Origin of the sequence: Flavobacterium enshiense DK69 (assembly GCF_000498495.1) — a bacterium.
Classification (GTDB): Bacteria; Bacteroidota; Bacteroidia; order Flavobacteriales; family Flavobacteriaceae; genus Flavobacterium; species Flavobacterium enshiense.
Genome location: NZ_AVCS01000015.1, coordinates 374,072 through 399,434 on the forward strand (window position 1 = coordinate 374,072; position 25,363 = coordinate 399,434).

23 protein-coding genes are annotated in these 25,363 nt (G+C 37.7%); 8 read left to right on the top strand and 15 right to left on the bottom strand.

What is annotated here, in order from left to right; all coding sequences use genetic code 11:
- Positions 1-38: 38 nt before the first annotated feature.
- From FEDK69T_RS11665 to FEDK69T_RS11715, 11 genes are all read right to left on the bottom strand, one after another.
- Positions 39-2,258 carry a RelA/SpoT family protein gene (locus FEDK69T_RS11665; protein ID WP_023574368.1) on the bottom strand — a complete coding sequence of 740 codons (2,220 nt, stop codon included), beginning with the start codon at positions 2,256-2,258 and terminating at the stop codon, positions 39-41.
- A 288-nt stretch (positions 2,259-2,546) separates the two neighbouring features.
- Positions 2,547-2,981: a VOC family protein gene (locus FEDK69T_RS11670; protein ID WP_023574369.1), complete on the bottom strand. Its 435-nt coding sequence runs from the start codon at positions 2,979-2,981 to the stop codon at positions 2,547-2,549.
- Between the two features lie 175 nt (positions 2,982-3,156).
- Positions 3,157-4,698, bottom strand: coding sequence for a serine hydrolase (locus tag FEDK69T_RS11675; RefSeq protein ID WP_023574370.1), 1,542 nt, complete (start codon positions 4,696-4,698; stop codon positions 3,157-3,159).
- A gap of 84 nt (positions 4,699-4,782) precedes the next feature.
- Entirely contained in the window at positions 4,783-6,150 is a 1,368-nt protein-coding gene (locus tag FEDK69T_RS11680; RefSeq protein ID WP_023574371.1) for a S41 family peptidase, read from the bottom strand.
- A gap of 354 nt (positions 6,151-6,504) precedes the next feature.
- On the bottom strand, positions 6,505-7,293 hold the full coding sequence (locus FEDK69T_RS11685; RefSeq protein WP_023574372.1) for a TrmH family RNA methyltransferase: 789 nt from the start codon (positions 7,291-7,293) through the stop codon (positions 6,505-6,507).
- Between the two features lie 46 nt (positions 7,294-7,339).
- Positions 7,340-8,671, bottom strand: a complete 1,332-nt coding sequence (locus FEDK69T_RS11690) for a DUF58 domain-containing protein (RefSeq protein WP_035629706.1) — start codon at positions 8,669-8,671, stop codon at positions 7,340-7,342.
- A complete protein-coding gene (locus tag FEDK69T_RS11695; RefSeq protein WP_023574374.1) occupies positions 8,671-9,738 on the bottom strand; it encodes an AAA family ATPase in 1,068 nt (355 codons plus the stop codon). Before FEDK69T_RS11695 ends, FEDK69T_RS11690 begins: the two co-directional genes overlap by 1 nt.
- 8 nt (positions 9,739-9,746) lie before the next feature.
- Positions 9,747-10,937 (bottom strand): DUF4350 domain-containing protein, encoded by a 1,191-nt coding sequence (locus FEDK69T_RS11700; protein ID WP_023574375.1) that lies wholly within the window; start codon positions 10,935-10,937, stop codon positions 9,747-9,749.
- Positions 10,938-11,675, bottom strand: a complete 738-nt coding sequence (locus FEDK69T_RS11705; RefSeq protein ID WP_035629801.1) for a hypothetical protein — start codon at positions 11,673-11,675, stop codon at positions 10,938-10,940.
- Entirely contained in the window at positions 11,668-12,624 is a 957-nt protein-coding gene (locus FEDK69T_RS11710; protein WP_035629707.1) for a DUF4013 domain-containing protein, read from the bottom strand. The genes FEDK69T_RS11705 and FEDK69T_RS11710 overlap by 8 nt, the downstream gene beginning before the upstream one ends.
- Positions 12,608-13,588 carry a stage II sporulation protein M gene (locus FEDK69T_RS11715; RefSeq protein WP_023574376.1) on the bottom strand — a complete coding sequence of 327 codons (981 nt, stop codon included), beginning with the start codon at positions 13,586-13,588 and terminating at the stop codon, positions 12,608-12,610. The genes FEDK69T_RS11710 and FEDK69T_RS11715 overlap by 17 nt, the downstream gene beginning before the upstream one ends.
- 21 nt (positions 13,589-13,609) lie before the next feature.
- Between FEDK69T_RS11715 and FEDK69T_RS11720 the strand changes: the two genes are divergently transcribed.
- Positions 13,610-14,353 carry an RDD family protein gene (locus FEDK69T_RS11720; RefSeq protein ID WP_023574377.1) on the top strand — a complete coding sequence of 248 codons (744 nt, stop codon included), beginning with the start codon at positions 13,610-13,612 and terminating at the stop codon, positions 14,351-14,353.
- Between the two features lie 2 nt (positions 14,354-14,355).
- Positions 14,356-14,958, top strand: coding sequence for a trimeric intracellular cation channel family protein (locus FEDK69T_RS11725; RefSeq protein ID WP_023574378.1), 603 nt, complete (start codon positions 14,356-14,358; stop codon positions 14,956-14,958).
- On the opposite strand, the gene FEDK69T_RS11730 is transcribed toward FEDK69T_RS11725, so the two are convergent.
- Positions 14,955-16,769: a gliding motility-associated C-terminal domain-containing protein gene (locus tag FEDK69T_RS11730; protein WP_023574379.1), complete on the bottom strand. Its 1,815-nt coding sequence runs from the start codon at positions 16,767-16,769 to the stop codon at positions 14,955-14,957. The two genes, FEDK69T_RS11725 and FEDK69T_RS11730, sit on opposite strands and share 4 nt — an antisense overlap.
- Before the next feature lie 118 nt (positions 16,770-16,887).
- On the opposite strand from FEDK69T_RS11730, the gene FEDK69T_RS11735 reads away from it, so the two are divergent.
- The 4 genes from FEDK69T_RS11735 to FEDK69T_RS11750 all read left to right on the top strand — a co-directional run bounded on the left by FEDK69T_RS11735 (position 16,888) and on the right by FEDK69T_RS11750 (position 21,196).
- Positions 16,888-17,853: a hypothetical protein gene (locus FEDK69T_RS11735; protein ID WP_035629708.1), complete on the top strand. Its 966-nt coding sequence runs from the start codon at positions 16,888-16,890 to the stop codon at positions 17,851-17,853.
- A gap of 1 nt (position 17,854) precedes the next feature.
- Positions 17,855-18,934, top strand: a complete 1,080-nt coding sequence (locus FEDK69T_RS11740; RefSeq protein ID WP_023574381.1) for a DegT/DnrJ/EryC1/StrS family aminotransferase — start codon at positions 17,855-17,857, stop codon at positions 18,932-18,934.
- Between the two features lie 23 nt (positions 18,935-18,957).
- Positions 18,958-20,436 (top strand): oligosaccharide flippase family protein, encoded by a 1,479-nt coding sequence (locus FEDK69T_RS11745; protein WP_023574382.1) that lies wholly within the window; start codon positions 18,958-18,960, stop codon positions 20,434-20,436.
- Between the two features lie 145 nt (positions 20,437-20,581).
- Positions 20,582-21,196: an acyltransferase gene (locus tag FEDK69T_RS11750; protein ID WP_240473156.1), complete on the top strand. Its 615-nt coding sequence runs from the start codon at positions 20,582-20,584 to the stop codon at positions 21,194-21,196.
- A gap of 3 nt (positions 21,197-21,199) precedes the next feature.
- Here FEDK69T_RS11750 and FEDK69T_RS11755 read toward each other — a convergent pair whose 3' ends face one another.
- Both FEDK69T_RS11755 and FEDK69T_RS11760 read right to left on the bottom strand, forming a co-directional pair.
- Complete coding sequence (locus FEDK69T_RS11755) at positions 21,200-21,691, bottom strand: DapH/DapD/GlmU-related protein (protein WP_023574384.1); 492 nt, start codon at positions 21,689-21,691, stop codon at positions 21,200-21,202.
- A gap of 126 nt (positions 21,692-21,817) precedes the next feature.
- Positions 21,818-22,708 carry a glycosyltransferase gene (locus FEDK69T_RS11760; RefSeq protein ID WP_023574385.1) on the bottom strand — a complete coding sequence of 297 codons (891 nt, stop codon included), beginning with the start codon at positions 22,706-22,708 and terminating at the stop codon, positions 21,818-21,820.
- Positions 22,709-22,754: 46 nt separating this feature from the next.
- Here FEDK69T_RS11760 and FEDK69T_RS11765 point away from each other — a divergent pair, with 46 nt between their 5' ends.
- Positions 22,755-23,858: a glycosyltransferase gene (locus FEDK69T_RS11765; RefSeq protein ID WP_023574386.1), complete on the top strand. Its 1,104-nt coding sequence runs from the start codon at positions 22,755-22,757 to the stop codon at positions 23,856-23,858.
- Position 23,859: 1 nt separating this feature from the next.
- Positions 23,860-24,261 carry a sugar 3,4-ketoisomerase gene (locus FEDK69T_RS11770; protein WP_023574387.1) on the top strand — a complete coding sequence of 134 codons (402 nt, stop codon included), beginning with the start codon at positions 23,860-23,862 and terminating at the stop codon, positions 24,259-24,261.
- Positions 24,262-24,371: 110 nt separating this feature from the next.
- Here FEDK69T_RS11770 and FEDK69T_RS11775 read toward each other — a convergent pair whose 3' ends face one another.
- Positions 24,372-25,307, bottom strand: a complete 936-nt coding sequence (locus FEDK69T_RS11775; protein ID WP_023574388.1) for a glycosyltransferase family 2 protein — start codon at positions 25,305-25,307, stop codon at positions 24,372-24,374.
- Positions 25,308-25,363 lie beyond the last annotated feature (56 nt).

The window sequence follows — 25,363 nt, forward strand, 5'->3', positions numbered from 1 at the left end:
GGTGAAAGATTTAATGTAGATACTTTATCAAAAGCTTTTTAAACATTGTTTACGCGTATTACTTTATCCACGCCATCAATTTTTTTGATGTTTTCGATCAGTTTTTTCAGGATGATATTGTTCTGTACGATAACAGTCACCTGTCCGTTAAACAATCCTGCTTCACCACTCAAGGAAATACTCTGGATGTTTACGTTCATTTGGTTAGAGATTACCTTGGTAAGTTCGTTGGTTAAACCAAGCGTGTCCATTCCGGTGATTTTCAGAGAAGCTTTGAATTCTTCCTGTGAGGAGTCAATCCATTTGGCCTGAATGATGCGGTAGGCGAAATTCGATTGCATGCTAAGGGCATTCGGGCAATTTTTACGGTGCACTTTAATGCCTTCATTGATTGTTACAAATCCGAACACATCATCGCCCGGAATCGGGTTACAGCAGGTTGCCAATTTGTAATCCAGTTTATCCTGTTCTGCTCCAAAAACCAACAAATCGTAGTTTTTGCTAATTTCTTCTTTGTGGATATGTTCCGGATGTGCAGAAGGCGACCGTTTGATGGTTTTCTTGAAGAAATTAACCAACGTGTTGCTTTTCTGCGCGGCATAATCTTTCAATTGTTGGTTGTCGATAGTGCCAAGTCCGGCGCGATAAAACAAATCAAGACTGGTTTGCAATTTGAAAAAGTTTACAAGTTCATTGATGGTTTGTTCGTTAAGCGTGATTTTAAGATGACGCAGTTTTCGGTTAAGGATTTCTTTTCCGTCTTCGGCTATTCTTTTGGTACTCTCATTAAGTACGTTTCTGATTTTATTTTTTGCGCGGGATGTGGTTACATAATCCAGCCAGTTTGCCGTTGGTTTCTGGTTAGGGGATGTAATGATTTCCACTTGGTCCCCACTGTTCAAAACGTGATTTAGTGGAACCAGTCTTCCGTTAACGCGTGTCCCTCTTGTTTTTACTCCCACTTCCGAGTGGATACTGAAGGCAAAATCCAGTGTGGTGGCTCCTTTAGGCAACGATTTGATTTCCCCTTTTGGCGTAAAAACGTAAATTTCCTTTGCATATAGGTTCAGTTTGAAATCTTCTACAAAGTCAACAGCATTGCTTTCAGAATTTTCCAGTGCCTCTTTTAGCTGGTTCAGCCAAACATCAAGGCTGTTCTCTTCTGTGGCTCCCTGTTTGTATTTGTAATGCGCTGCATATCCCTTTTCGGCGATTTCATCCATGCGTTCGCTTCGCACCTGAATTTCCACCCAACGGCCTTTCGGCCCCATAACGGTAATGTGCAATGCCTCATATCCCGTTGATTTTGGCGAAGAAATCCAATCGCGCAAACGGCTTGGACTCGGGCGATAGTGATCGGTCACAATCGAATAAATCTTCCAGGCCAGGAATTTTTCGTCATGCGGATTTGATTTATAGATGATGCGCAGCGCAAATTTGTCGTACACTTCGTCAAACGTAACGTTTTGTGCCAACATTTTGCGACGGATGGAATATACCGATTTAGGTCGTCCTTTCATGGTATATTCGATGCCTTCTTCGTCTAAAGAGCTTTTAAGGACATCGGCAATGGATTTGATATATGCCTGTTGCTCTTCCTTGCTCTCTTTCATTTTACTTACAATGTCGTTGTAAACTGCAGGCTCGGTATATTTTAATCCTAAATCTTCCAGCTGGGTTTTGATGTTATAAAGACCCAATCGGTGGGCTAGAGGAGCGTATATGTATAAGGTTTCCGAAGCGATTTTCGCCTGTTTGTAATCTACCATGCTTTCCATGGTTTGCATATTGTGCAGACGATCGGCGATTTTGATAAGAATTACACGGACATCATCATTCAGAGTCAATAACATCTTGCGGAAATTTTCCGCCTGCATGGAAATCTCCTGATCGGTTTTGACTTTCGCCATTTTTGTAAGGCCATCAACAATACGCGCAATTTTAGGATTGAACATACGCTCGATGTCCTCCACGGTAATGTCTGTGTCCTCCACCACATCGTGCATTAAAGCTGCTGCAATGGCAGTGGCGCCCAATCCGATTTCGTTGGCTACAATCTTGGCAACGGCAATCGGATGGAAAATATAAGCCTCACCCGATTTACGGCGTTGGTCTTTATGTGCATCCACAGCTACATCAAATGCTTTTCGGATAAGTTTTTTGTCCTCTTCCGAAAGCGTTTGGTAACTTATGCGGAGCAACTCTTTATATTCTTTTGCAATTGCTTTGTTTTCAGCTTCTAAATCGATCTCTGTCATGATAATTCATTAAGTACCTAAAAATAAGCCAAAGAAATGAAGTTTGCAAACAGATTGATACTTTATATAAAAAAAGCAATCATTTTTGAACGTTTAAGTTTATTTTATAGGTTAATATCCAAATCCTGAAAATCACAACTGAAATAGGTCCGCTTCGCAAAGTCTCCGGACTTTGCTTAAAACATATACTTCGCGTTTTTGTTTGAATATCAAGCTAGGGGATATTAAAAAAAAAAGAGAAAAGAAGCCATTTGCATGACCTCTTTTTTATGAAATATGATTTTAAGATTATTGTTTGTTCATAACGTTGAACATCCATCGGATACCGAATCTATCCAAACAAACTCCCCAATATCCCCAAGGCTGCTGGCTCATAGGCATGCATTCTGTAGAACCTTCAGATAAAAGACCGTAATACTTATCAGCATCTTCTTTTGTGTCAAGGTCTAAATTGATCGTTGTGTTGTTTCCGATTACAACTTTGTGCCCCATGCTTTCCAGCATATCAGTGGCCATGATTCTGGTTCCGCCGATAATAGGCATGCTTACGTGCATTACTTTGTTTTTTTCTTCGTCAGAAAGTTGCGGAGCTCCTTCTGGTCCGGGCATGTCTCCCATGCGAATGATTGGAGTGTTAAACTCGCTGTTGAATACTCTTTTGTAAAAATTGAATGCTTCTTCAGTGTTGCCCTGAAAGTTCAGGTAAATAGAAACTTGTGCCATTGTTGCTGATTTTTTGATTCGTAATGTTTAAATATAAGAAAAATAATATAAGGCTGATGTTAAGTTTTAGAAAAATAATGGTGTCAAAAAAGTTTTCATAAATAACAAAAACCTGCAAATCCTAAAACTTGCAGGTTCTTGTAGTTGAATAAAATGTTATTCTGAATGTTAATGGTTATTTTATGCGGTTAAAATCCAAATCCTGGAAATCATAACTGAAATCGGTTAGCTCCGAAATTGGTTTCATTTTGATATTAATGGTTTTTCCTGTTGTGTCGTAGGTTGCATTTATAAATGCGTCGGCTTCCATATTACGGTTAAACCATTTTACCGCAAAATTGTTGTCTTTGTAAAAGAAAACCTCTCCGGATAAATTAGGTGATCGTTTTGAAGCGAAATAGTATTTTCCTTTTTTCTCGCTGATAGTGATTTCTCCCAACCAATTGTCAGTATAGGTTCCTATGATTTTATCAAGGTTTGTTTTTTGCGTGGTTTTGTTGTTTGCTACAGTCGTCCAGACTTCCTCCGTTGATTTGTCTGCGTTGGCAGTGGCTTCCTGTGTGCGCTTGCTGTACATTTCCACATAATCCTTGTATGGGATTTCCAGATAAGTATTCTTGATGGTGTTGGTAATGGCCGAAAAAGCTGATCCGGATTGTTGGTTGGTTAAAACCACGATGCCTAAATTCAGTTCCGGGATCAGGGTTACTTGGGTCACCATTCCTTCAAGGCCTCCGGTATGTGTAACTTGTTTGTAGCCTTTCACGTCATTTAAAAACCAACCTAAACCATAAGCACCGAAGTGTGTATTGTAAGGTGGCGTTGTGTTTGTAGGGATTATGGTTTGTGGAGCCCACATTTCGTTGTGTTGTGCCTCGCTGAACAACGCCTTATTTTCCGGACCATATTTTCCTTTGTTCAATTGCATCAATACCCATTTGCTCATATCGGAAACGTTGGAGAAAATTCCGCCTGCAGCATCCATTACAGAGTTTTTGCTTTGTTTGGTTATGCCAAGTTTTCCTTTTAATGGTACGTGAGGCGTAACTACGTTTGTAGTGTCGGGAATTCGGTGCCAGTTACCTTTACTTTTTTCCATTTGAAGCGGAAGCATGATGCGGCTTTCCACAAATTCAGGCCAGGATTTCCCCGATACTTTCTGAATAATTTCCCCGGCAACGATGTAAAGCAGATTATCATAGTCGAATTTAGTCCTGAAACTCGATACCGGTTTCAGATAGCGCAAATTATGAATGATGTCGGTTGCAGTAAAATCACCTCCTTCCGGCCAAAGCATTAAATCGCCGGCACCCATTCCAAGTCCGCTTCTATGGGTTAATAAATCCCTAATGGTGAATTCATTGGTCACGTAATCATTGTACATCTTGAAATCAGGAATGTATTTGATGACTTTATCGTCCCAGTTCAGTTTTTTCTCGTCCACTAAAATAGCTAAGGCTGAAGCCGTAAATGCTTTGCTGTTGGATGCGATTCCGAATAAGGTGTTTTCGTCTACTTTTTGTTTGGTGATAATGGAACGCACCCCGTATCCTTTCAAGTGGACCACTTTCCCGTCTTTTACGACGGCGACTGCAATTCCAGGAACGTTGAAGGTTTTCATACTTTTTTCCACCAATTCATCAATTTTGGTTGATGTCATTTGAGCCGATAAGCTAAAGCCGATGAAAAGCGATAAGAATGCTAATTTGGATTTCATACTTGAGATTTTACGTAATTCAACAAAGATAAAATTTATCATTAGTTAAAGGATGGGATTGGATTTTCCTTTGATTATTTATTATCAGATTTTTTTCTTTAAATAGTCGACTGCTTTTTCCATGACAGGATCTTTTTTGGTCAGGAAGTCATTTAAAGTTGGTTTTACTTCTATATCTGGTTTAATTCCGTATCCAACAAACTCTCTTCCGTCGGGGTAGGAATCTTTTTTTGTGCAAATCCTTGCCGAACCGCCACCTGGTAAATCAAACATTAGGGGCTGTCCTGTACTTCCGAATGATTTATCACCCATTTTTATCATATGCTTTTGATTGTCGGCATAAATTAAGAAATCTTCAGCAGCCGAAGCTGTATTGTGTCCGAGTAGCAGTACTGTCGGAACTACAATTCTTTTTGCGTCCAATTTTATTGTATCGGGTTTATAATCAAAATCATAATAGAATTTGTCGTTGTAAGTCAGGTACGCTTTTTTCCTCCAAGCATCATTTAGGGTGTCTTTTTCGGTGACAAATTTTCCCCAGGCTTTAAAACTTGGGATATGAAGTCGGCTCGAGTTTTTTGAGCCATATAAAATCTTATCGTTCGTAAGATATTTTAGAATTTCAGTGCCAATCGTCGTGCTTCCGCCTCCGTTATATCTTAAATCGACGATTAATCCTTTGGCTTTGTACAATTCGGGTAGTTTTTGGATAAACAGACTGTCAATTTTTTCGTTTGAAAACGAATTCAAGGCCACATAAGCAATTTTGTCGTTTACCCATTTAAAATCCAAAAGTTCTCTTACTTTTTCAAAGGCAGGGAAAACCTCTTTTTCCTCCGTTTTTTTATGGGTTAGGTTTAAAATGATGATTTTGTTGTCTGGTTTTCTGATTTTCACGTTGAACGTTTCTCCTTCCAGGCCTTGTAACAATCGGGACATAGACCAATCTTCCAAAACGTAGTCCGTTGAGGAGGAAATATAAGGGGCTACATTTTCATTAATATATGTTTGTGTGGGTTTTCCATTTACTTCAATAATCTCGCTGCCAAAAGGGATTTCGTCTTTTTTGCTCAGATTTGTCCGTGTAATTATTGCTTTGTGGTCGATGTTTTCAATGAAAAGCCTGTAATCTCCAAACATAGTGTTCATCAATTCAATTCCTTTTGGTAAATACACGTTAGTGTGACCGTCTTTCAGCAAAGCACAAAATTTTTGAAGTTCTCGATAATATTCGTAATCGTTTTTTGTGTTTTGGACTGATGTGATAAGTTCCTTATATCGATTGTCCCACATGTTTCGGTCTATTTTTTCAAGGTAAATGAAATTATAATTCACTTCCTGCCAAAACTTAGAGAGACCGTATATTTTATCTGCAGGACTCAGTTTGTTTGGAATTTGCGCAAATGTTGAAATTGTAATAAAAATGAATGTCAGTAAGAAGGAATGTTTCATGGAAGCCATTTTTTATTTTTAATGTTTTATATGAAAAACTAAATTTGAAATAAAAGTATGACAAATTTATAAATAGCTGATATGAGTTAGAAAAAAAAGGAAGTAAAATTGGTATTGAAAACTTGCCTGATTATTCTTAAAAATATGGGAACGTGATTATTTTAATGAATTTTAAAAATCATCACTAAAGTGTGGCTGAAAATAATTTTAATAAAATAAAATCACAAGAATGTGATTAAATAATTTATATTAGATGAAATAATCACAATTGTGGTTATATAAAATACAATGTGATTTAGGAATGCGTTTCTTCTGCTTATTGCTTTCTGTAATCTGATTTCTTGGTTCTTCTCCTTAAAAACCTCTTTGTCTTTTCGCTTCGAAAATAAGTATGGCAGCCGCAACCGAAACGTTCATCGAATCGATTTCGCCCTGCATTGGGATAATGATGTTTTTAGTGCTGGCGTTTCTCCAGGCCTCAGTTAAACCCGTGGCTTCCGTGCCTACTACTAATGCAGATGGAGTAGAGTAGTCCTGAGTGTGATAGAAGGTCGAATCCTGTAAAGTGGCGCAATAAATAGCAATATTTTTCTCTTTTAGATAAGCGATAACTTCTTCAGTAGAACCTATGGCAATCTGTCTGGTGAATAAGCACCCAACACTTGAGCGGACCACATTCGGGTTGTACATGTCGCTTTTCGGATTGGCAATAATAACCGCATCAAGGTTAGCGGCGTCGGCAGTACGTAAAAGAGCTCCTATATTTCCCGGTTTTTCGGTGGCTTCGGCAACTAAAATCAGTGGGTTGTCTGATAATTTTAAATCCGATAATTGTAAAGATTTGGTTTTGGCTATGGCAAGAATTCCTTCTGTGGTATCTCGGTAAGCCAATTTTTGATAGACTTCTTTTGAAATTTCAATCAGTTCGACTTTTTGTCGCGTCAGTTGTTTTATTTCGTTTTCTGAAATCAATTCGGGTAAAAACAAAATGGTTTCCAGTTCATAACCGCCTTTTTGTGCCAACATGATTTCACGCTGACCTTCAATTAAAAATGTCCCCGTTTGTTTGCGGGTTTTGGCTTTTTCCTGAAGTTGAACCAGGGATTTTATATACGGATTCTGAACAGAAGTAATTTGTTTCATTTTATTGCAGCTGAAGGGACAAAATTAAGGAGATATTCCGAACATCTTACAAAATTCCTCTTGCTTTAATTTCCAGGTATTTGTTGATAGTATCCAAAGTCAGATTCTCCGGTTGGGTTAATACCGAATAGATGCCGTATTTCTTAAGTTCGTTCACAATCAGACGTTTTTCGAAAGCAAATTTTTCAGCAATCGTCTGATCATATACGTCCTGAATAGTTGTCGCTTTTTTATGAATCAGGTCGTTTAACTCGGTATTGTTAAAGAAAACGACAACCAGTAAATGATTTTTTGCAATTCCTTTCAAATAGGGTAGTTGGCGGTGTAAACCATCAACGGTTTCGAAATTGGTATACAAAATAATCAGGCTTCGATGGTTGATATTCTTTTTGATGTCCACATACAAACGGCTATAATCGCTTTCGAAGAAATCGGTTTTGATATTGTACAGATTTTCCAGAATCAGGTTCATCTGCGACTGACGACGTTCGGCCAAAACCCTGTTCTCTACTTTTTTGGAGAATGCAAACAATCCGGCTTTATCGCCTTTTTTCAGAATCACATTGGATAAAACCAAGGTGGCATTAATCGAATAATCCAGCAGGCTCAATCCGTTGAAAGGCATTTTCATCACACGGCCCTTGTCGATTACCATGTAAACCGATTGCGATTTTTCGTCCTGAAACTGGTTTACCATCAGTTGGTTGCGTTTCGCGGTCGCTTTCCAGTTTAAGGTTCTGATATCGTCGCCCTGAACGTATTCCTTAATTTGTTCGAATTCCATTGTATGCCCAATGCGGCGGATTCTTTTCAATCCGTATTGCATCAGATTGTTGGAAAAAGCCATCAAATCATACTTTCGCAACTGGATGTAAGAAGGGTAGGTAGGCACCATTTGATTGTTGGCAAACGTAAAACGTCTTGAAATCAGGCGAAGCGGGGAGGAGATGTAAACATTCAGGTTTCCGAAGAAATATTCTCCTCGTTCTGTTGGGCGTAACTGGTACTCAAAATGGTCTTTTTCGTTTGCGCCTAATTTTCGTTTGATTTCGAAATTGCGCATCTGAAACTGAAACGGAATCTCGTCAATTACCTTCGCAAACACACTGAAAGAGTAGTGGTTTTTAAGTTTGATGATTATGGCGTTTTCGTCTCCGTTAGAAAGTTTTTCGGGAGTTGTCCGCGATGCTTTTACGTCCTGACGGCTTGCAAAAAGCAGCAGTATGTCGATTGCCGTAAAAGCCATCAGCAAAAACAAAAAGAGCCAACAAACCTTGTACAGGCTTGGGAAAAAATAAGCCAAAACAAAACCTGCCATGATGCCTAAAAGCACATAGAAAAACAGATTGTTCAGGTATAATCTCTTAAAAAACTGCATTAGCGCGGAATTTCTACAGTATCAATAATTTGTCGGATGATTTCGGTGGATGTAATACCTTCCATTTCGCGTTCCGGCGTTACCATTACACGGTGCTGCAATACAGGAACTGCGGCATCCTTGATGTCTTCCGGAGTTACGAAATCACGTCCACGAAGCGCTGCAAAACCTTTGGCTGCATTTAAAATCGCAATGGATGCACGAGGCGATGCCCCTAAATAAAGGAATGCATTTTCACGGGTATTCATTGTTATTTTTGCAATGTATTCTACCAAATGACTTTCAACCATAATTTGTTTTACCAAGCTCTGGTATTTTCCAATCTCAGACTTAGAAAGAATCTGACGGATGTTATCCAGTTTGTTACGGTCCTGTAGTGCATTTTCCTTTTGAAGGATGCTGATTTCCTCATCAAGGTTTGGATAATCGATGCTGATTTTAAAAAGGAAACGGTCTAATTGCGCTTCCGGCAAACGATATGTTCCTTCCTGTTCGATAGGGTTTTGGGTAGCGATTACCAAAAACGGAGTGTCCATTTTATAGGCTTTTCCGTCAACGGTAATCTGACGTTCTTCCATTACTTCGAACAGTGCGGCCTGCGTTTTGGCTGGGGCACGGTTAATCTCGTCAATAAGGATGAAGTTGGAAAAAATCGGACCTCTTTTGAACTGAAATTCCGATTTTGACAAGTCAAAAACAGACGTTCCGATGATATCTGAAGGCATTAAATCGGGCGTAAACTGAATTCGGCTGAAATCCAACGCCAATGTTTTGGAAAGCAATTTGGCAGTTATGGTTTTAGCCACTCCCGGAACGCCTTCCAAAAGGACGTGTCCGTTCGATAAAACAGCCACTAATAACTGATCAATCATTTTATGCTGCCCGACGATAACCGAACTCAATTCGGTTTTAATTTCGTTTACGCTTTGTAACAATGGCGCGAGATTGATTCGCGTCTGAAAGTTTACATTTTCATCCGAAGATGTTGTTGTTTGTTTTGTTTCGCCCGAAAAATCATGGTTTGATGTTTCGGTTAGCGGAGTATGATTATTTTCGAAAGTATCCATATTACTTTTTATTTTAATTTATCTATTGCTTTGCTGATTTCAATAACATCTTTTTCGGTACTGTCCATATTGTTTCGGTGTTTTTTTATCAGTCGCACAACATGTTCTATGTCCGATTTGTTTTTTCCGGTTTTCTGATGCAGACGGTTAATAAATGTCTCATCCAGATTAAAAGTGTCTATCAGATAATCAGTACGTATTTTTTCAAGGAAGTAGATGATTTTTTTATCGATGATGACATAATGATTTCCTTCCTGTAGATATAAATTCCCGATGGTTTTGGTGAAATCCACCGTGGTGTTCTGTAACGGGACTTTAATAGGGATGATACGCTGTCTTCTTTTGGCATTGAAAATCATAAAAATGAACATTCCTCCCAGGAATAAGTACCAGGCCCATTTTAATGCCGGCTGACTTAAAATATAACGCATCGGAGAACTTGATGCTTCCGTGTTATTGAAACCTTTTGTTTGCCAGTAAATGTTTCCTTTCGGTAAATAGGATAAAATATTGGCGCTGTATCCTGAGCTTTCCTTGTTCAGTAAGTAGTAATTTGAAAAAGCAGCCGGTTGGGTATGAAGGTAGAAATTTCCTTTTCCGAACGGAACTTTTATAAAATTCACATGTTTAGATGTATCAATTTCCTGATGGCCTAAAACTGTTGCGTTCATCGAATCAATCTCATTGAAATAAGAAAGACTGGCTCCTTTTTTGAATTTGTATTTCTGATGCTTGAAAACGCCGTTGGTCAGGTTGAAATACAGGCTGTCTGACAAAGAATACTGGTTGCCGAATTCGGTTTTTAAAGTATCCATCAGCTTTTGAGGGAAATCTTTCATGCTTAAAAAAGCAGTGTTCCCATGTTCCACAAACCAAATCAGTTCGTTTAACGAAGGTTCGTCGAATTCGTTGTTTTCTGAAATGAACAAAAGAGAACCTTTTACGTTGTAAGTAGAATCGGCAAAGTTGTATTTGGGATCCAGATATTCGTATAATGTGCTTTCGAAACGCTGTACCTTATGTTCGGGCAATAAGCCATCGATTTCTTTATTGAAAACGTAAAGGCCAAACGGGATTTTGTCTCTTGTGGCATACGTCGTCGACCAGTCAATCGGTTTTTTTCGGTTGGCGTCTATAACTATAATTCCAATGGCAATCAGAACAAAAAACGCAATGTATATTTTGAGTGTCCTGTTCATTTAGATAGAATTAATGGTTTTGACAAACGCTTTTTCGGCCTTTTCAAATAAGGCATCATCAACGCGGAATTCTCCATACCAGCTGTAATCATAAATGTAGGACAGGTATTGGAAATCTTCCTTAAGTGAATGGCGCTGAATTTCATAAAGGTAATCGGTATTGGTTTTTTCGATATCCCATTCGATTACGCCGTTATCTGACATTTTTTTCAATAGCCATAAGTAATAATACCGAATCGATAACCTATGGTTGTTAGCGGCTTTGCACTTTTCAATAATGTTTCTGAAATCGATCGTATGGATGTTTTCTTCTGAATATTCGGTTACACTGATTTTCTTTTTTGATGATTTTCCGAAAATCCAGACGCCTTCTTTGTTTATAATGGCTTTTACAATCAGGTAAACTACAAAAAGAACAATAAGAATGGCTAATACCTTTACCACAATTTCAAATACAGTAGCATTTCCTTCTCCGTCACCAAAAGAGAAAATACGATCTAACCAATACTGAAGCCAAGCTTTAAAGTTATCCCATCGGGAAGTGTCTTTAAGTAGCGGTTGGTACTGAAATTCCTCAGAAGTATAATCACGCTGAAAATTATCCCTGTACTTGACCGGCGTAATGACAATGTTTTCATCAGCAACATGCTTATCGGTATAGGCAATTGTATCATTACTTACTTGTGAAAAAGCAAGGCCTGTTATAAAAAATAGTATGTAGAAAAGTACTTTATTCACTTTCAATACCAATCAAATCAATTTGACTTTTAGGTGAATTGTTTTCGTTTTCCTCACGAAGGCTGTAATAAATGATTCCCTGATTTACCAAAATGAAGTTCTGGAAAATAAAGTTCATTACTATCGATAAAATCATGGTGATTCCCATCATTACCATTAAGAAAGAAAACTGCTCGCCTCCGAAACCGGCTGAAGCATTTTGAGAATCCAGAGATGTAAACATTGAGAAAATACCAATAAAATATGGAATCATACTCACAAAACCTACGATAATCTGCATAATCAGATACATAACTGCAGTCGACCCAACTGTCGGCCAGAATTTTTGTCTCAGTAAACCAAATCCATTGCCCAAAGATTCGAAGTAGCCATTGTCGGTACTGATGTAATCGTAAAAACTAAGTGAAATCCAACACATCATGGCCGGAATCAATATCAACATTAACGGGATACCTATCAGGATGAATGCCAAGGCAAAACACAATCCTAACACAACAAACATGACTGGGATTATGATAAACAGGGAAGCGATAAAAAAGATAACGATTTTACCAGCTTTGCTTTTGATTACGGAAATGATTTCATTTGTTGAAAAATCAGTATTCTTTTCCATCAGATTTAAATAAGCCACAGGGAAAGCATAGCTTAAAAGAGCCATGAAAAGAATGCTGATAACTGTAAAGATACCCAATCCGATAAATAAGCCCAGATTGTCGTTGATATAGGCATCGAAATTATTGTCCATTGCATTCGTTGCTACTCCTATATTAGCATACATTCCTTCAAAAAATACTTTCATTAAGAAGTACATCAAAACTAATAGTACCAGTAAAAAACCGCCGTTTATGATAAAGTAGTTACGGAAATAATGTTTACCGTGCATTTTGAAAAATGTAAAGGTGTCTCCGACCAATTCGCCGAAGTTTCTTTTTTTAAAGAGTTGAAACATGATTTTTATTTGTTTTTCGATTAATGATGAATGGATAAACTAAAAAGTAGTATGATATGATTGCCAAAGTTCCTAAAATGATGAAAACATTTAAGATTCTTGGCATGTCTATCGAATAGCGGGTGATAAAACCTTCCAGGAATCCGGCAGCAATCGTAAACGGAATCGTGGCCATGAAGATTTTAAGGCTATCCTTAAATCCGGTTTTAAAAGAATTCAGACGGGAATAGGTTTTGGGAAACAGTATGCTGGCGCCTAATATGAACCCGCAACTGGCTTCAATAACCATTGCGAATATTTCCATGGCACCGTGAATCCAGATGCCACGTACACTTTCCCAGAATACATTTTCCTGATAGAAAAAATATTGGAACGAGCCTAACATAATGGAATTTTGTATCAAAAAGAGAAATGTTCCGAGGCCGACAAAAATACCGTAGACATAACATTTGGCTCCCACGATCAGGTTGTTGAGCGTAATGCCGATGAAACTGCCCCAGTCACTGCCGCTTTTATAAACAGCAACCGGATTTCCTTTTTCGATGTTTTCCAATGTCATATTTACATAGGCATCTCCCATGATAAGACGGGCAAAAGTAGCGTCATTGTGTGCCGAGAGCACGCCGATTCCGGTACAAAGGAAAAAAAGCAGAAAAGCAAATAAGATATATCTTCTGTATTCGTAAACCAACAGCGGAACTTCCGTTTTAAAGAAATAGACAAGCCTGTTGGTTTCCTCTCGTTTGGTTTTATAAATTTTCTGGTAAATCTGAGAGGCCAGATGGTTCAGATAGACCACCGTTTTACTTTTGGGATAGTAGGTTTGTGCGTACGATAAATCATTCAGCAAATGAATGTACAAACTGGCTAATTCATCCGGATTTTTTTTAGCTTTGCCAAAAATAGCCTGTTCAAATTCAAGCCATTTTTCTTTATTTTGTCTTATAAACGCTACTTCTCTCATAAAGAGGCTAAAATATAAAATATGTCAGAATTATCGATAGTCACGACCCAAAATGTGAATATAAATTTTCAGGCCGCCTCGGTTGGTGACAGGATTGTTGCACAGTTGCTTGATTTGCTGATAAAAGTAGCGTATGTCATTGTTGTTTACTATGTTTTTTTCTATCTGATTGGCCTGAACGATTTTATGGCGAGCACTGATCAATGGTCACAAAACGCTGTAATAATGCTTTTTGGCCTTCCGGTTATTTTTTATTCCCTGCTGCAGGAAAGCCTGATGGAAGGGCAAACCTTCGGAAAAAAAATATTGAAAATGAAAGTGATAAAAATTGACGGCTATCAGGCCAGTTTCGGGGATTACCTGATACGCTGGCTTTTTCGGATTGTTGAAATTACAATTGGAAGTGGGATAATTGGTTTAATAGCAATTATAGTAAGCAGTAAAAACCAGCGTTTGGGTGATATGGCGGCAGGAACGGCAGTTATTTCGCTAAAAAACAAGATCAATATCAATCATACCATTCTTCAAGAAATAGACGATGATTATGTGCCAATATATCCATTGGTAATCAAACTTTCGGATAATGATGCCCGAATCATCAAAGAAACATTTGAATCGGCGTTAAAAAATCAGGACTTTAAATTGATTTATAAACTCCGCGAAAAGATTGAGTCTGTTACTGGAATTAAAAACCAATCAGGCAATGATTCTGATTTTATCCGAACCGTGTTGAAAGATTACAATTACTTCACCCGAAATATGTAATAATGTTTGAAATACTTGATATTTTAGGAACCATGGCTTTTGCCGTATCAGGCGCATTAACCGCAATGAATAAGAAAATGGACCCTTTTGGGGTTTTCATCATTGCCTTTGTTACTGCGGTTGGCGGCGGTACTTTACGTGATGTTCTTATTGGTAGGACTCCAGTAGGATGGATGATGAATCTGAATTATGTTTATATTATTCTTTTGGGATTTGTGTTAGCTATGATTTTTAAGGAAAAACTGGATGGTTTCCGAAAGTCTATGTTTTTGTTTGATACCATCGGGTTGGGTGTTTTTACTTTAATCGGTTTGGAAAAAGGCCTGGAAGTACATCTTCATCCGGTTATCTGTATCGCTTTAGGTACGATGACTGCTTGTTTTGGAGGTGTTATCCGCGATATTTTGTGTAATGAGATTCCGGTGATTTTCCGCAAGGAAATCTATGCTACGATTTGTATTGTTGGGGGAATCTTCTTCTTTTTCCTCAAAAGCATTGAATTGCCCGAAAATCTGGTTTATTTAGCGACTTCTGTATTGATAATATTTATCCGTTTAATGGCCGTAATTTTTCATTGGTCACTGCCAACTGTCGAAAAGAATTAGTGGTTCAGATACAAATAGCCGTTTAGCGGTTTTGGGTAGTTTGGGTCATTCAGATATAAAATATAAAAATAGGTTCCATCGGGAGCATGATTACTTCCGACACCGTCTTTTATGTAGCCATCCCATTCCGGGGTGTAGTTGTTTCCTTTCCAGACTTCTCTTCCCCAGCGGTTGTAAATAAAAATCTCGTGGTTAACAAAAACATCACGTAGTCCTTCAATATGAAAAGTATCGTTCATTCCGTCGCCGTTCACGGATACTGCATTGTAAACTATAGGGGGGCAGGGTTTAACCATCAACTGAAATGAGGTTGTGGTAAAACATTCCGGCCCATCAATGCGGACAAAAATTGTTTTAGGAGTAGCTGTTGCCAGGTAATTAGAAGGATCCGGAATAGGGTTTATTCCTGCATTGGCTTCGAGTTGCGATTCGTGAAATGTTACTGTGCTGTTAGGATCGGAAGTCACAGTGTTTTCATAGGCTGAAAAATCAAATAATCCTTCCGTATAGCCTCTGTTGCAGGAAATCAAATCGGCCAACAGATTGGGAGTAGGCCCAGTGGCAAGTGTTACATCCATGGTGGTGTTATTGTTGTTTTCCTGTAATTCCGTTACAACGCCTGGTTGGTCTACAATTATTTCCAGTGAGAAATTAACTGGGACTCCGTTGGGAATAGTCACAAACTGATAAAAGTTTTCACTGTCGCCAATCTGGATGTCATTTTGGGTCTGATTGGTACCTATAAGAATTCCGCCAGCATAAATGGAAATTGGCGTTCCTGCAGGTAAAAAATCAGTAGCGTTAATGTTGGAAACCGAGTAATTGACAGCAATGTTTCGAGAGTTGCATTCACCTTCCGCCTGGTCGATAGTAACAGTTGCATCCGGTAACTGACTGTTGAGTTTGGTTACAATTGTATTTATCATTACATAATCCTGACCAGTAGCAAGTTGAATCGTAGCACTTTCATCGCCTATATCTATAAAATTTTGAATGTTATAGATATCTAAATCCATGTTGAAAAGGTTTTGGGCTCCTGTAACACTATTAGTTCCGTTAAAAGCGTTGTTTGCAGGATTTAATGGTGGATTTGAAACTGTGATCCCATTTATACTCAAACTTTCAATTATATCTGTACCCGGAGCCGGAATTCCCCGATCGCCTTCCCAAGCAATAAACCCAATTTTTGAACCGACGTCATCAATTACATTTAAATTGTCAATAGTAATGTTAAGTTCTCCCACTCCCCCTGAAGGAGTTGTTGATAGACTTTCTAAACCATCATATACATTTACAACATTTAAAGGTAAGTTGTTGTTTTTGTATACTACAAGAACGGCCCATCCTGCAAAATGGGTTCCGTTATCCCAATATTCCGGGATTTGATCGTTTACATCCAATTCAGAGACCGTATATGTTGTGTTTCCTTGTGAAATAACAATATCTGTGATGTCGTAAAATGCTGCAAAAAAAATTTTTCCAGAGCTAGCCTGAATAGTTGAAAAAGTACGTTGTGCTGCAATGTCGATATTGTTAAGTTTAATATTGAAATCTCCTGGGCCACAGCCTGCCCAGTAGAGATAGGCTTTTTCGATTTCGCTTCCCGAGCTCAAATTTAAATCAGCTGATGATGAGGTTAAAATGCTATCCGGATACATAAAGGTGTTTTCGTCAGGATTAAGCGTGTTCCCGAAAAAAGTAAAGTCATATCTTCCAAAGAATTGCTCAGAAAGCGCAATGTCCTGTCCGAATAAATTTCCGGAAAAGAGTAAAAAAAGGACGCCGTAAAAAAGAAGTAATTTGGACCTCACCGTAAATTGTTTTTTGTTAAAATTAGCAATTATTTTTTACAGGATGTGATTGGTTCCGTAAAAAGATTGGTTTAATCTGAAGAAAAATTACTACTTTTCGGCAGTTTATCAAGGTTTGGTGGAAAAGTATACCGTACGAAAATATCAGGAATCCGATTATTTACTTTGGAATGATTTTATACATCAGGCCAAAAATGCGACATTTCTTTTTCACAGGGATTTTATGGAGTACCACTCCAATCGTTTTGAAGATTTTTCATTAATGGTTTTCTCTGATGATAAACTGATGGCGGTTCTTCCTGCCAATAAAAAGGGAAAGGAAGTTCATTCGCATCAGGGACTTAGCTACGGAGGCCTTGTGGTTAAAAAGACACTTCGAATCAAAGAATATGTTTCGGTTTTTCAGTCTGTTTTATATTTCCTGAATGAAAACGGATTCAATGTTCTTAACCTGAAAATGCTTCCCAAGATTTATAACCAAACCATTGCCGAAGAAATCGATTATGTTTCGTTTTTAGCATATGCAGAAACCTATCGTTCTGATGTATATCTTGTGATCGACAACAACGAAAAATACAAGCCTAACCGCAATAGGAAAAGAGCGTTAACTTTGGCTGAAAACCTTAATATTGGAGTTAAGGAAGATGGAAATTATAAGGATTTCTGGAATTCGATACTGACTCCGAATCTTGAAAATCGCTTCGGCGTGAAACCGGTGCATTCTCTGGAAGAAATGGAGAAATTAGCTTTGCTTTTTCCGAAAAATATCAAACTTTATAATGCATATCAGGATAATGAACTGAAAGCGGGCGTTGTTATGTTTTTGACCGATACTGTGGCGCATTTTCAGTACAGTTCAGGTGGAAATGACAGGACTGATACCGCTGCCCTAGACATTTTGTTTGATTATATTATCCGAAAGTATTCCGATAAGAAATATGTGAGTTTCGGAAGCAGTTCCGAAAACAACGGACGCGTTTTAAACGAAGGACTTGCGTATTGGAAGGAAAGTTTCGGAGCACGTACTTCGGTTCAGAATTTCATCAGATTCCAAACCAAAAATTACCCGGAACTGACAATTTAATATGATAAAATTTTTAGACATAAATGCCATTAACAAGCCTTTTGAGCCTGAGTTTCAGGAAAAACTGAAAGATTTTTTAGCAACAGGTTGGTATATTCTTGGCGATGAGGTAAAAGCTTTTGAAGAGGAATTTGCGGCCTTCTGTGGTTCGAAATATTGTGTTGGTGTTGGAAATGGCCTGGATGCCATTATTCTTGCGTTCAAAGCCTATATTGAAATGGGCAATCTGCAGGAAGGCGATGAAATAATAGTTCCTGCCAATACTTACATAGCTTCTATTTTAGGGATTATTCATGCCGGATTAGTGCCCGTTTTGGTCGAACCGGATGCTGCTACATTTAATATCGATCCAAAAGAAATTGAAGCTAAAATTTCATCCAAAACCAAAGGAATGCTGATTGTTCACTTGTATGGGCAACTGGCACCGATGGATGAAATCATGGAAATAGGGTATAAGTATGATTTACTTATAGTTGAAGATGCTGCTCAAGGACACGGGTTGCAATTAAAGGGCAGTCACACTAGAACGTTCAGCTTCTATCCGGGCAAAAATTTAGGTGCTTTGGGCGATGCAGGAGCCGTGGTTACCAACGATGAAAAACTGGCAAAAACGGTAAAAGCAATTTCGAATTATGGTTCGGAGAAAAAATACTATAACGATTATCTGGGATATAATTCCCGGTTGGACGAACTTCAGGCAGCTTTTTTACGCATAAAATTGCCACATCTTGCTGCGGAAAATAATAAACGAAGAGCAGTAGCCAAACGTTATCTGTTGGAAATAAAAAATGATAAAATCGTCCTGCCTTTTTATGACGGTTCCGATAATCATGTTTTTCACCTTTTTGTTATCCGCACGGAAAAAAGAGAAGCATTGCAGCAGTATCTGTTGGACAATAATATTCAGACCATGATTCATTATCCGGTGGCACCACACAGGCAAAAAGCCATGGAGCGATATCATCATTTATCGTTGCCGGTTACCGAAAAAATCCACGAAGAGGTGTTGAGTTTACCCATGAGCCCGGTTTTGTCAGAATCCGAAATTAGTTTCGTGATAAAGGTATTAAACGAATACTAATGTAGTTCATCAGCGATAACTTAATGTTTGATTCAAAATCGTCATATAGGCAAATTTTAAAGGCAACGTCAATTTTTGGTGGGGTACAGTTTTTTACGATTTTAATTTCTATTGTAAGATCAAAAATTATTGCTGTTTTACTTGGTCCGTCAGGTCTTGGGATAGCCACGCTGCTTAATTCAACAATCGGATTGATTAACGGTTTTACTGGTGTCGGATTAGAAACGAGTGCAGTTAAACGTATTTCTGAAGTGAATTCGGATGAGGATCCTGAAGTCTTAGGGAAAGAAGTTGGTATTTTAAATAGGCTTCTTTGGATTACCGGACTTTTTGGGATGTGTATTACAATTATTCTGTCTCCATGGTTAAGTGAGTTACTATTTGATTCGGATAAATACGTAATAGCGATAGTATGGATTTCGGCTGCAGTCTTATTTAAGCAGTTATCGGGCGGGCAGATGGCTGTTTTGCAAGGTTTACGAAAACTGAATTATTTGGCTAAAGCTAATTTGTTGGGCAACCTATTGGGATTGATTATAACAATTCCTCTCTATTATTATTGGAAAATAGATGCCATTGCGCCTGCCATTGTAATCTCATCTTTTACCGGACTCATTTTTTCGTGGTTATATAGAAGGAAAACGGAAATAAAAATAGTAAAAATTACGAGTTTTGAATCCTTTTCTAAGGGAAAGGAATTAATCAGGATTGGTATTTTGCTGAGTTTGAGTGGTCTTTTAACAACTTTGTCAGGTTATTTGTTGCAGTTGTGCATAAGTTATAATTCAGGTGTTACAGAAGTAGGATACTATAATGCAGGTTTTGCTATTCTTAATTCCTATGTGGGAATGATATTTACGGCGATGAGTACAGATTATTTTCCGCGATTATCCTCTTTTAGCAACGATAACAATAAAATGAGAGAGATTGTAAATCAACAGGCTTACGTTGGGATCTTATTAATAACGCCTATCGTAGTTGTGTTTTTAGCATTTATACCGCTCATAGTTTCACTTTTATACTCTCCAAAATTTTACGCTATTATGCCGATGCTTTCATGGGGAATTATAGGTATGTTGTTTAGAACGGTATCATGGTCGATGGGATTTATATTGTTAGTCAAAGGAGAATCAAGAGTATTTGTTAAAACAGCGATATTTTTTAATGCGATTTCATTATTGATTAACATTGGCGGATATATGCTTTGGGGATTAGAAGGCCTTGGGATTGGTTTTATGATTTACTTTTTTATTCATTTTATCGGTCTGAAAATTATAACCAAAAGAAAATACGACTTTAGTTTTGAAAATAAATTTTATCGAATATTTTTATGTAGTGTAGGATTGAGTTTCGCAGCGTTTTCAGTTTTAGCTGTTTCAAATTTCTATCTTAAATACGGGTTGATGGGATTGATAATTATTATTTCTTTAATACTTACATTTGCAGAACTGAATAAAAAAGTGGATTTAAAGGAAATTTTAGAAAAAATCAGAAGAAAATAAAATGACTGAAGCAGTAAAGAAAGTTTATAGAAAACTAAAATCTGTTTATTATAGATTGAAATTTTATTATTCTGTTAATTGGTTCAAAACACTGTATTTTAATTTTAAAAAATTTCCTTTTTCAGTAGCCAGAAAACTGCCTGTTATGTTTTATGGGAAAGTTCGTTTTCAGTCAATTAAAGGCGAAATCATAATAAACGGGCCGGTTAAAAGAGGTTTGATTGGTTTTGGGCAGCAGTTTGAAACATCTACAAGATATAAAGGAATCGCTGAGATTTTTTTAGAGGGAAAACTCGTGTTTAACGGGCCAATGCATATGGGAAAAGACGTTTCTGTTTACATAGGGAAGGAAGCCTATTGCGAATTCGGATATATGGCTTGCCTGGGTTCTGACGTGAAACTGGTTTGTATGGATAAAATAGTTTTGGGAGACTGGGCAGGAATAGGGTATCAATCACAGCTTGTTGATACGAATTCTCACCCCATGATAAATACAGAAACAGGTGAATATTATCCGATGACTGGGCCAATTTTTATTGGTAACCATAATGCGGTCTCAAACAGGGTTTCTATCATGCCAAATACACGAACGCCTGATCATTGCGTAATTGCCTCTAATTCAGTTTGTAATAAAGATTATACAACGTTAGGGAGCAATGTTTTAATAGGAGGAGTTCCTGCAAAGCTTATTAAAAATAATTATGCGCGGGATTGGGACAGCGAAAAAGCTGCTCTTGAAAGATTTAAAACCAAATGGTGATTTCTAACCGTTCTTTTTTTGAAATTTAGCTGGAATACCAAACCAGACTTCGCCTTCCGGAACATCCTTTGTTACAAAAGACATTGAGCCTAATATACTGTTGTTGCCAATTTCTATGCCATGCTGAAGTACGCAATTTGTCCCGATAAATACATCAGAGCCTATATTAGCACCACCTATTTGCTGCATAGTGGTATCTAAATTGTTGCTCATCATTTTCGGACTGATATATGTGTTGTCACCTATTTGTAACCCTCGGGCCAGGATGCTGTCATAACGGATTGTTACATTATTGCCGACGGTACAGTTTCCTGAAGATGTTACTCTTGAATCTATATAGCAATTTTCACCTATTATTGTGCCTTTGCGAAGTTCTACAAAACTTTTGATAACAGTGTTGTCTCCAATAATCACATCTTCTTCAATAATACAGAACGAACCAAATGTTACATTCTTTCCAATTTTTGCTTTGTCTGATATGATATTAGTTTCCATGGTGTAAATTATGAAGATATTGTTTTTTTAATCCTTTTAAAATATAGCTTATAAGCGATTTTTATTAAAACACGAATTTAAAAATATTTGGTCAATTCGCTAGTGTTTTTGGAAAAAAGGACTTGTTTATATATTCAACCTTATTTTTAGTTCCATCAGGATGTAATGCAGTAGAAGTGAAAAATCCCTGGTTTTAAAAACCTTGGCCATTTCAAAATGTATTCGTTTGAGCAATGCCCTGTTTTCTTCCTTCGAAGTGTTTTGTCGCAGTGCTTTTTGAATGATGGTGTATGTAGAGCGGTTAAGTTTTCGCGTTCGGGCATTGTTCTTTACAAAAAACTGTGAACCCAGCGAAGTGGCTAGTTCCCGTTTCTGAACCAACACATCAGGAATGAATTCAAAGTTATATCTTCGTGATGCTCTCATCCATAAGTCTAAATCTTCATAGGCAAGGTTTTCGTCGTAACCGCCCAATTTTTCATAAACTTCTCGTTTTACCATCGAAGAGACCGAACATATTTTATTGTATTGTCCTAAAACCGATAAATAAATGTTACCACTGGGAGGCGGATTTATGATTTTTCCATCATTGTCTGTTTCGTAGTAATGGCTGAGGTGCTTACCGTTTTCAGAGACGCTTTCTGCATTTCCATAAACAATGCCTACATTTCCCAATTCTGAATTTTGGAAAGCTTTCAATTGTTTTTCAATGCAATCGGGTAACAGGATATCATCGGCAGCTAAATCAATAATGTACTCGCCTTTGGATAGAGCCAGCAATTTATTAAAGGTTTTTGTGTTTCCGATATTCGTGGGATTTGAAACGAAAATAACCTCCGGATGGTTTTTTAACCAGTTTTCTATAACTGATTTTGAATTGTCCGGACTGCAGTCATCAGCAATTAAAAGTTCAATATTTTTATAGGTTTGGTTAAGAACCGAATTCAGGGCTTCTTCAACAAATTGCGAATGATTATAGCTCAGGCAAAGGATACTTACCAGGGGAGAATTTTGCATGTCCTGAATAAAACTTTATATTAGTCGCTAAAATACACATTAGTGAATGAATATTCCAAAAAGGAACCATAAAATAGCGCTGATAAGTTATACGTTGAACAGTGGCGGACTGGAGCGTGTGATGTCGTCGCTATCGCTTTATTTTGGTTCTCAAGATATTGAAGTTCATAATATTGTTTTGGCGGATGATGTGGGCTATCCTTATTCGGGGACTTTAGTTAACATCGGCCAAATGAAAGCGAAACATAAAGGAATTTTCGGAAAATTGTCTTTGATGCGTTTTTTGAAGCAATATCTTCAAAAAGAAAAGTTCGATTTTATTATTGATTTTCGATACCGTGTCAAGCCTTTTCAGGAAGTCCTGATGGCTAAGTGGGTGTACAAAACTAAAATCATCTACACCGTTCACAGCGGAAATACAGCTACCTATATTCCTGAAAATTCATTTTTGGCCAACCTTGTTTTTAAGAATAAGTATGCAGTGGTTTGTGTCTCTGATACCATAAAAAATGATGTCGAAAGAAAATATGGTTTTCAGAACCTGCACAGAATTTACAACCCGCTTAATCTCTTCGAAATCAAGCAAAAAAGTGCTGAAATAATTCCTTTCAAATTTCAGTATGTGATAGGAATGGGCAGGTTCGATTATAAAAACGTGAAGCAGTTTGACAAACTGATTGAAACCTATTTGGAATCGGAATTACCGAAAAAAAACATTCATCTGATTTTGGTTGGTGATGGAGAACGAAGAAATGAAATTGAAAAAATAGCCGGGAACCATCCTAAAATTCACTTTGCAGGCTTTCAGCAAAATCCCTATCCATACTTAAAAAACGCATTGTTTTTAATTGTATGCAGTAAATACGAAGGTTTTCCGATGTCGGTCATAGAAGCGATGTCGTGTGGTACTCCGGTTTTGGCTTTTGATGGTATTTCGGGCCCGAATGAAGTCATTATTGATGGGAAAAACGGATTGTTAGCTGAAAACCAGAATTTTGAAGACCTGAAAACTAAAATGAACCTTTTGGTGAATGATGCGGGTTTGTACCAAAACTGTAAAGAACGTACACTGTCTTCAGTGGAGCAATTTTCGATTGACAAAATCGGAAAGCAGTGGTTGGATTTGATGAAAATTGAAGTACATTCGTAATATGAATATAGAACTGATTTCCCTTCCAAAAATAGAAGACTACAGAGGAAATATCGCTGTAATCGAAAAAGACGTTATCCCCTTTGAAATCAAACGAGTGTATTATCTTTTTGATGTTCCAAGCACGGCGAAAAGAGGAGGTCATGCACATAAAGAGCAATTTGAACTACTGATTCCGCTTTCCGGAAGTTTTGACGTGCAGCTTATGGATGGGGAAAATGAACAAACGGTTACCTTGAACAAGCCTGATAAAGGATTGCTTATCAAAGCGAATGTATGGCGTGAACTGGACAACTTTTCTGCCGGATCGGTTTGTCTTGTGATTTCATCCGGAGAATTTGATGAAGGCGATTATATAAGGGAATACGATGAGTTTCTTAGATATCTTAATGATACACCGTAAATTTGACGCCTGCTTTTCTTCCGGATAGGTTTGTTTGCTTGTGGCTTCCGAAAAATATGTGTGCAGGATTATGTTTTTGATTTTGACATGTTTACATAATATGCCAATCATTATTGATACACGGAAAAGTCAATTCCGAGACTTCTTAAAAAACGTTTAAAACGTAATAATTCAAGCAATAAAAGGCGGGGCATCTTATACAGCATGCGGGATTTCCAGCTGATGTTTTCCGGAAGGATTTCGGTAAAAAGTTGTTTCGATTTTGTGAGGTCGCCGGCAATTTTATATTGCAGCGCATACTCCATCCGGTATAAATCCAGGTATTTTTTCAGGCTGTTGTTCTGGTTTTCCTCTTCCCTGTATTCTTCAAATCGCTTTATCTTTTTTTCTAAAATTGACGTTTTCGAAAGGCTGTCTTGAATAAAATGCAAATAGGAAGCGGTAACTTCGTTGCCAACTGCTACAGGATACTTTAAAGCAATCCGAAGCCACATATCGTTGTCCTGGCCACTCGAAATATAAGGTTTGAAATTACCAACCTTAGTGAAAACGGATTTAGGAACTGCAATGGACGAAGAAGTTGCCACGGCATACTGCATACTGGATTCGAAATAGTCGGGAACCAAACCACGATAGTTTGATGAGATTCCCTTGAACGAAGGAATGTAGCGATGCTTGTTTTTAAATATTAACTCATACCGGGAGGCATAAATTCCGGCGCCCGGAAAATCGTCGATTAGTTTTTTTAATACCGACAAATGATTGGGTTGCCAAATGTCATCTGCATCCAAAAATGCAATGAAGTCGGCTGCGGCATGATGAATGCCTGTATTTCGTGTTATGGAAGCACCTTGGTTTTGATGGGGAATTATTCTGATTCGGGAATCGGTAAAAGAACGTACTCTTTTCAGACTGTCGTCTGTAGAACCGTCATCTACAATAATTACTTCGAAATCAGTATAGGTTTGATCTAATACACTCCATAGCGTGTTTTCAATGTAATGTTCTTTATTGTAAAGCGGAATGACAACGGAAAAAAAAGGCATTTTTTACTTTTTGGTTTTCAAATATAGGAATTATCGAACCAAGATTTTAAAATTGT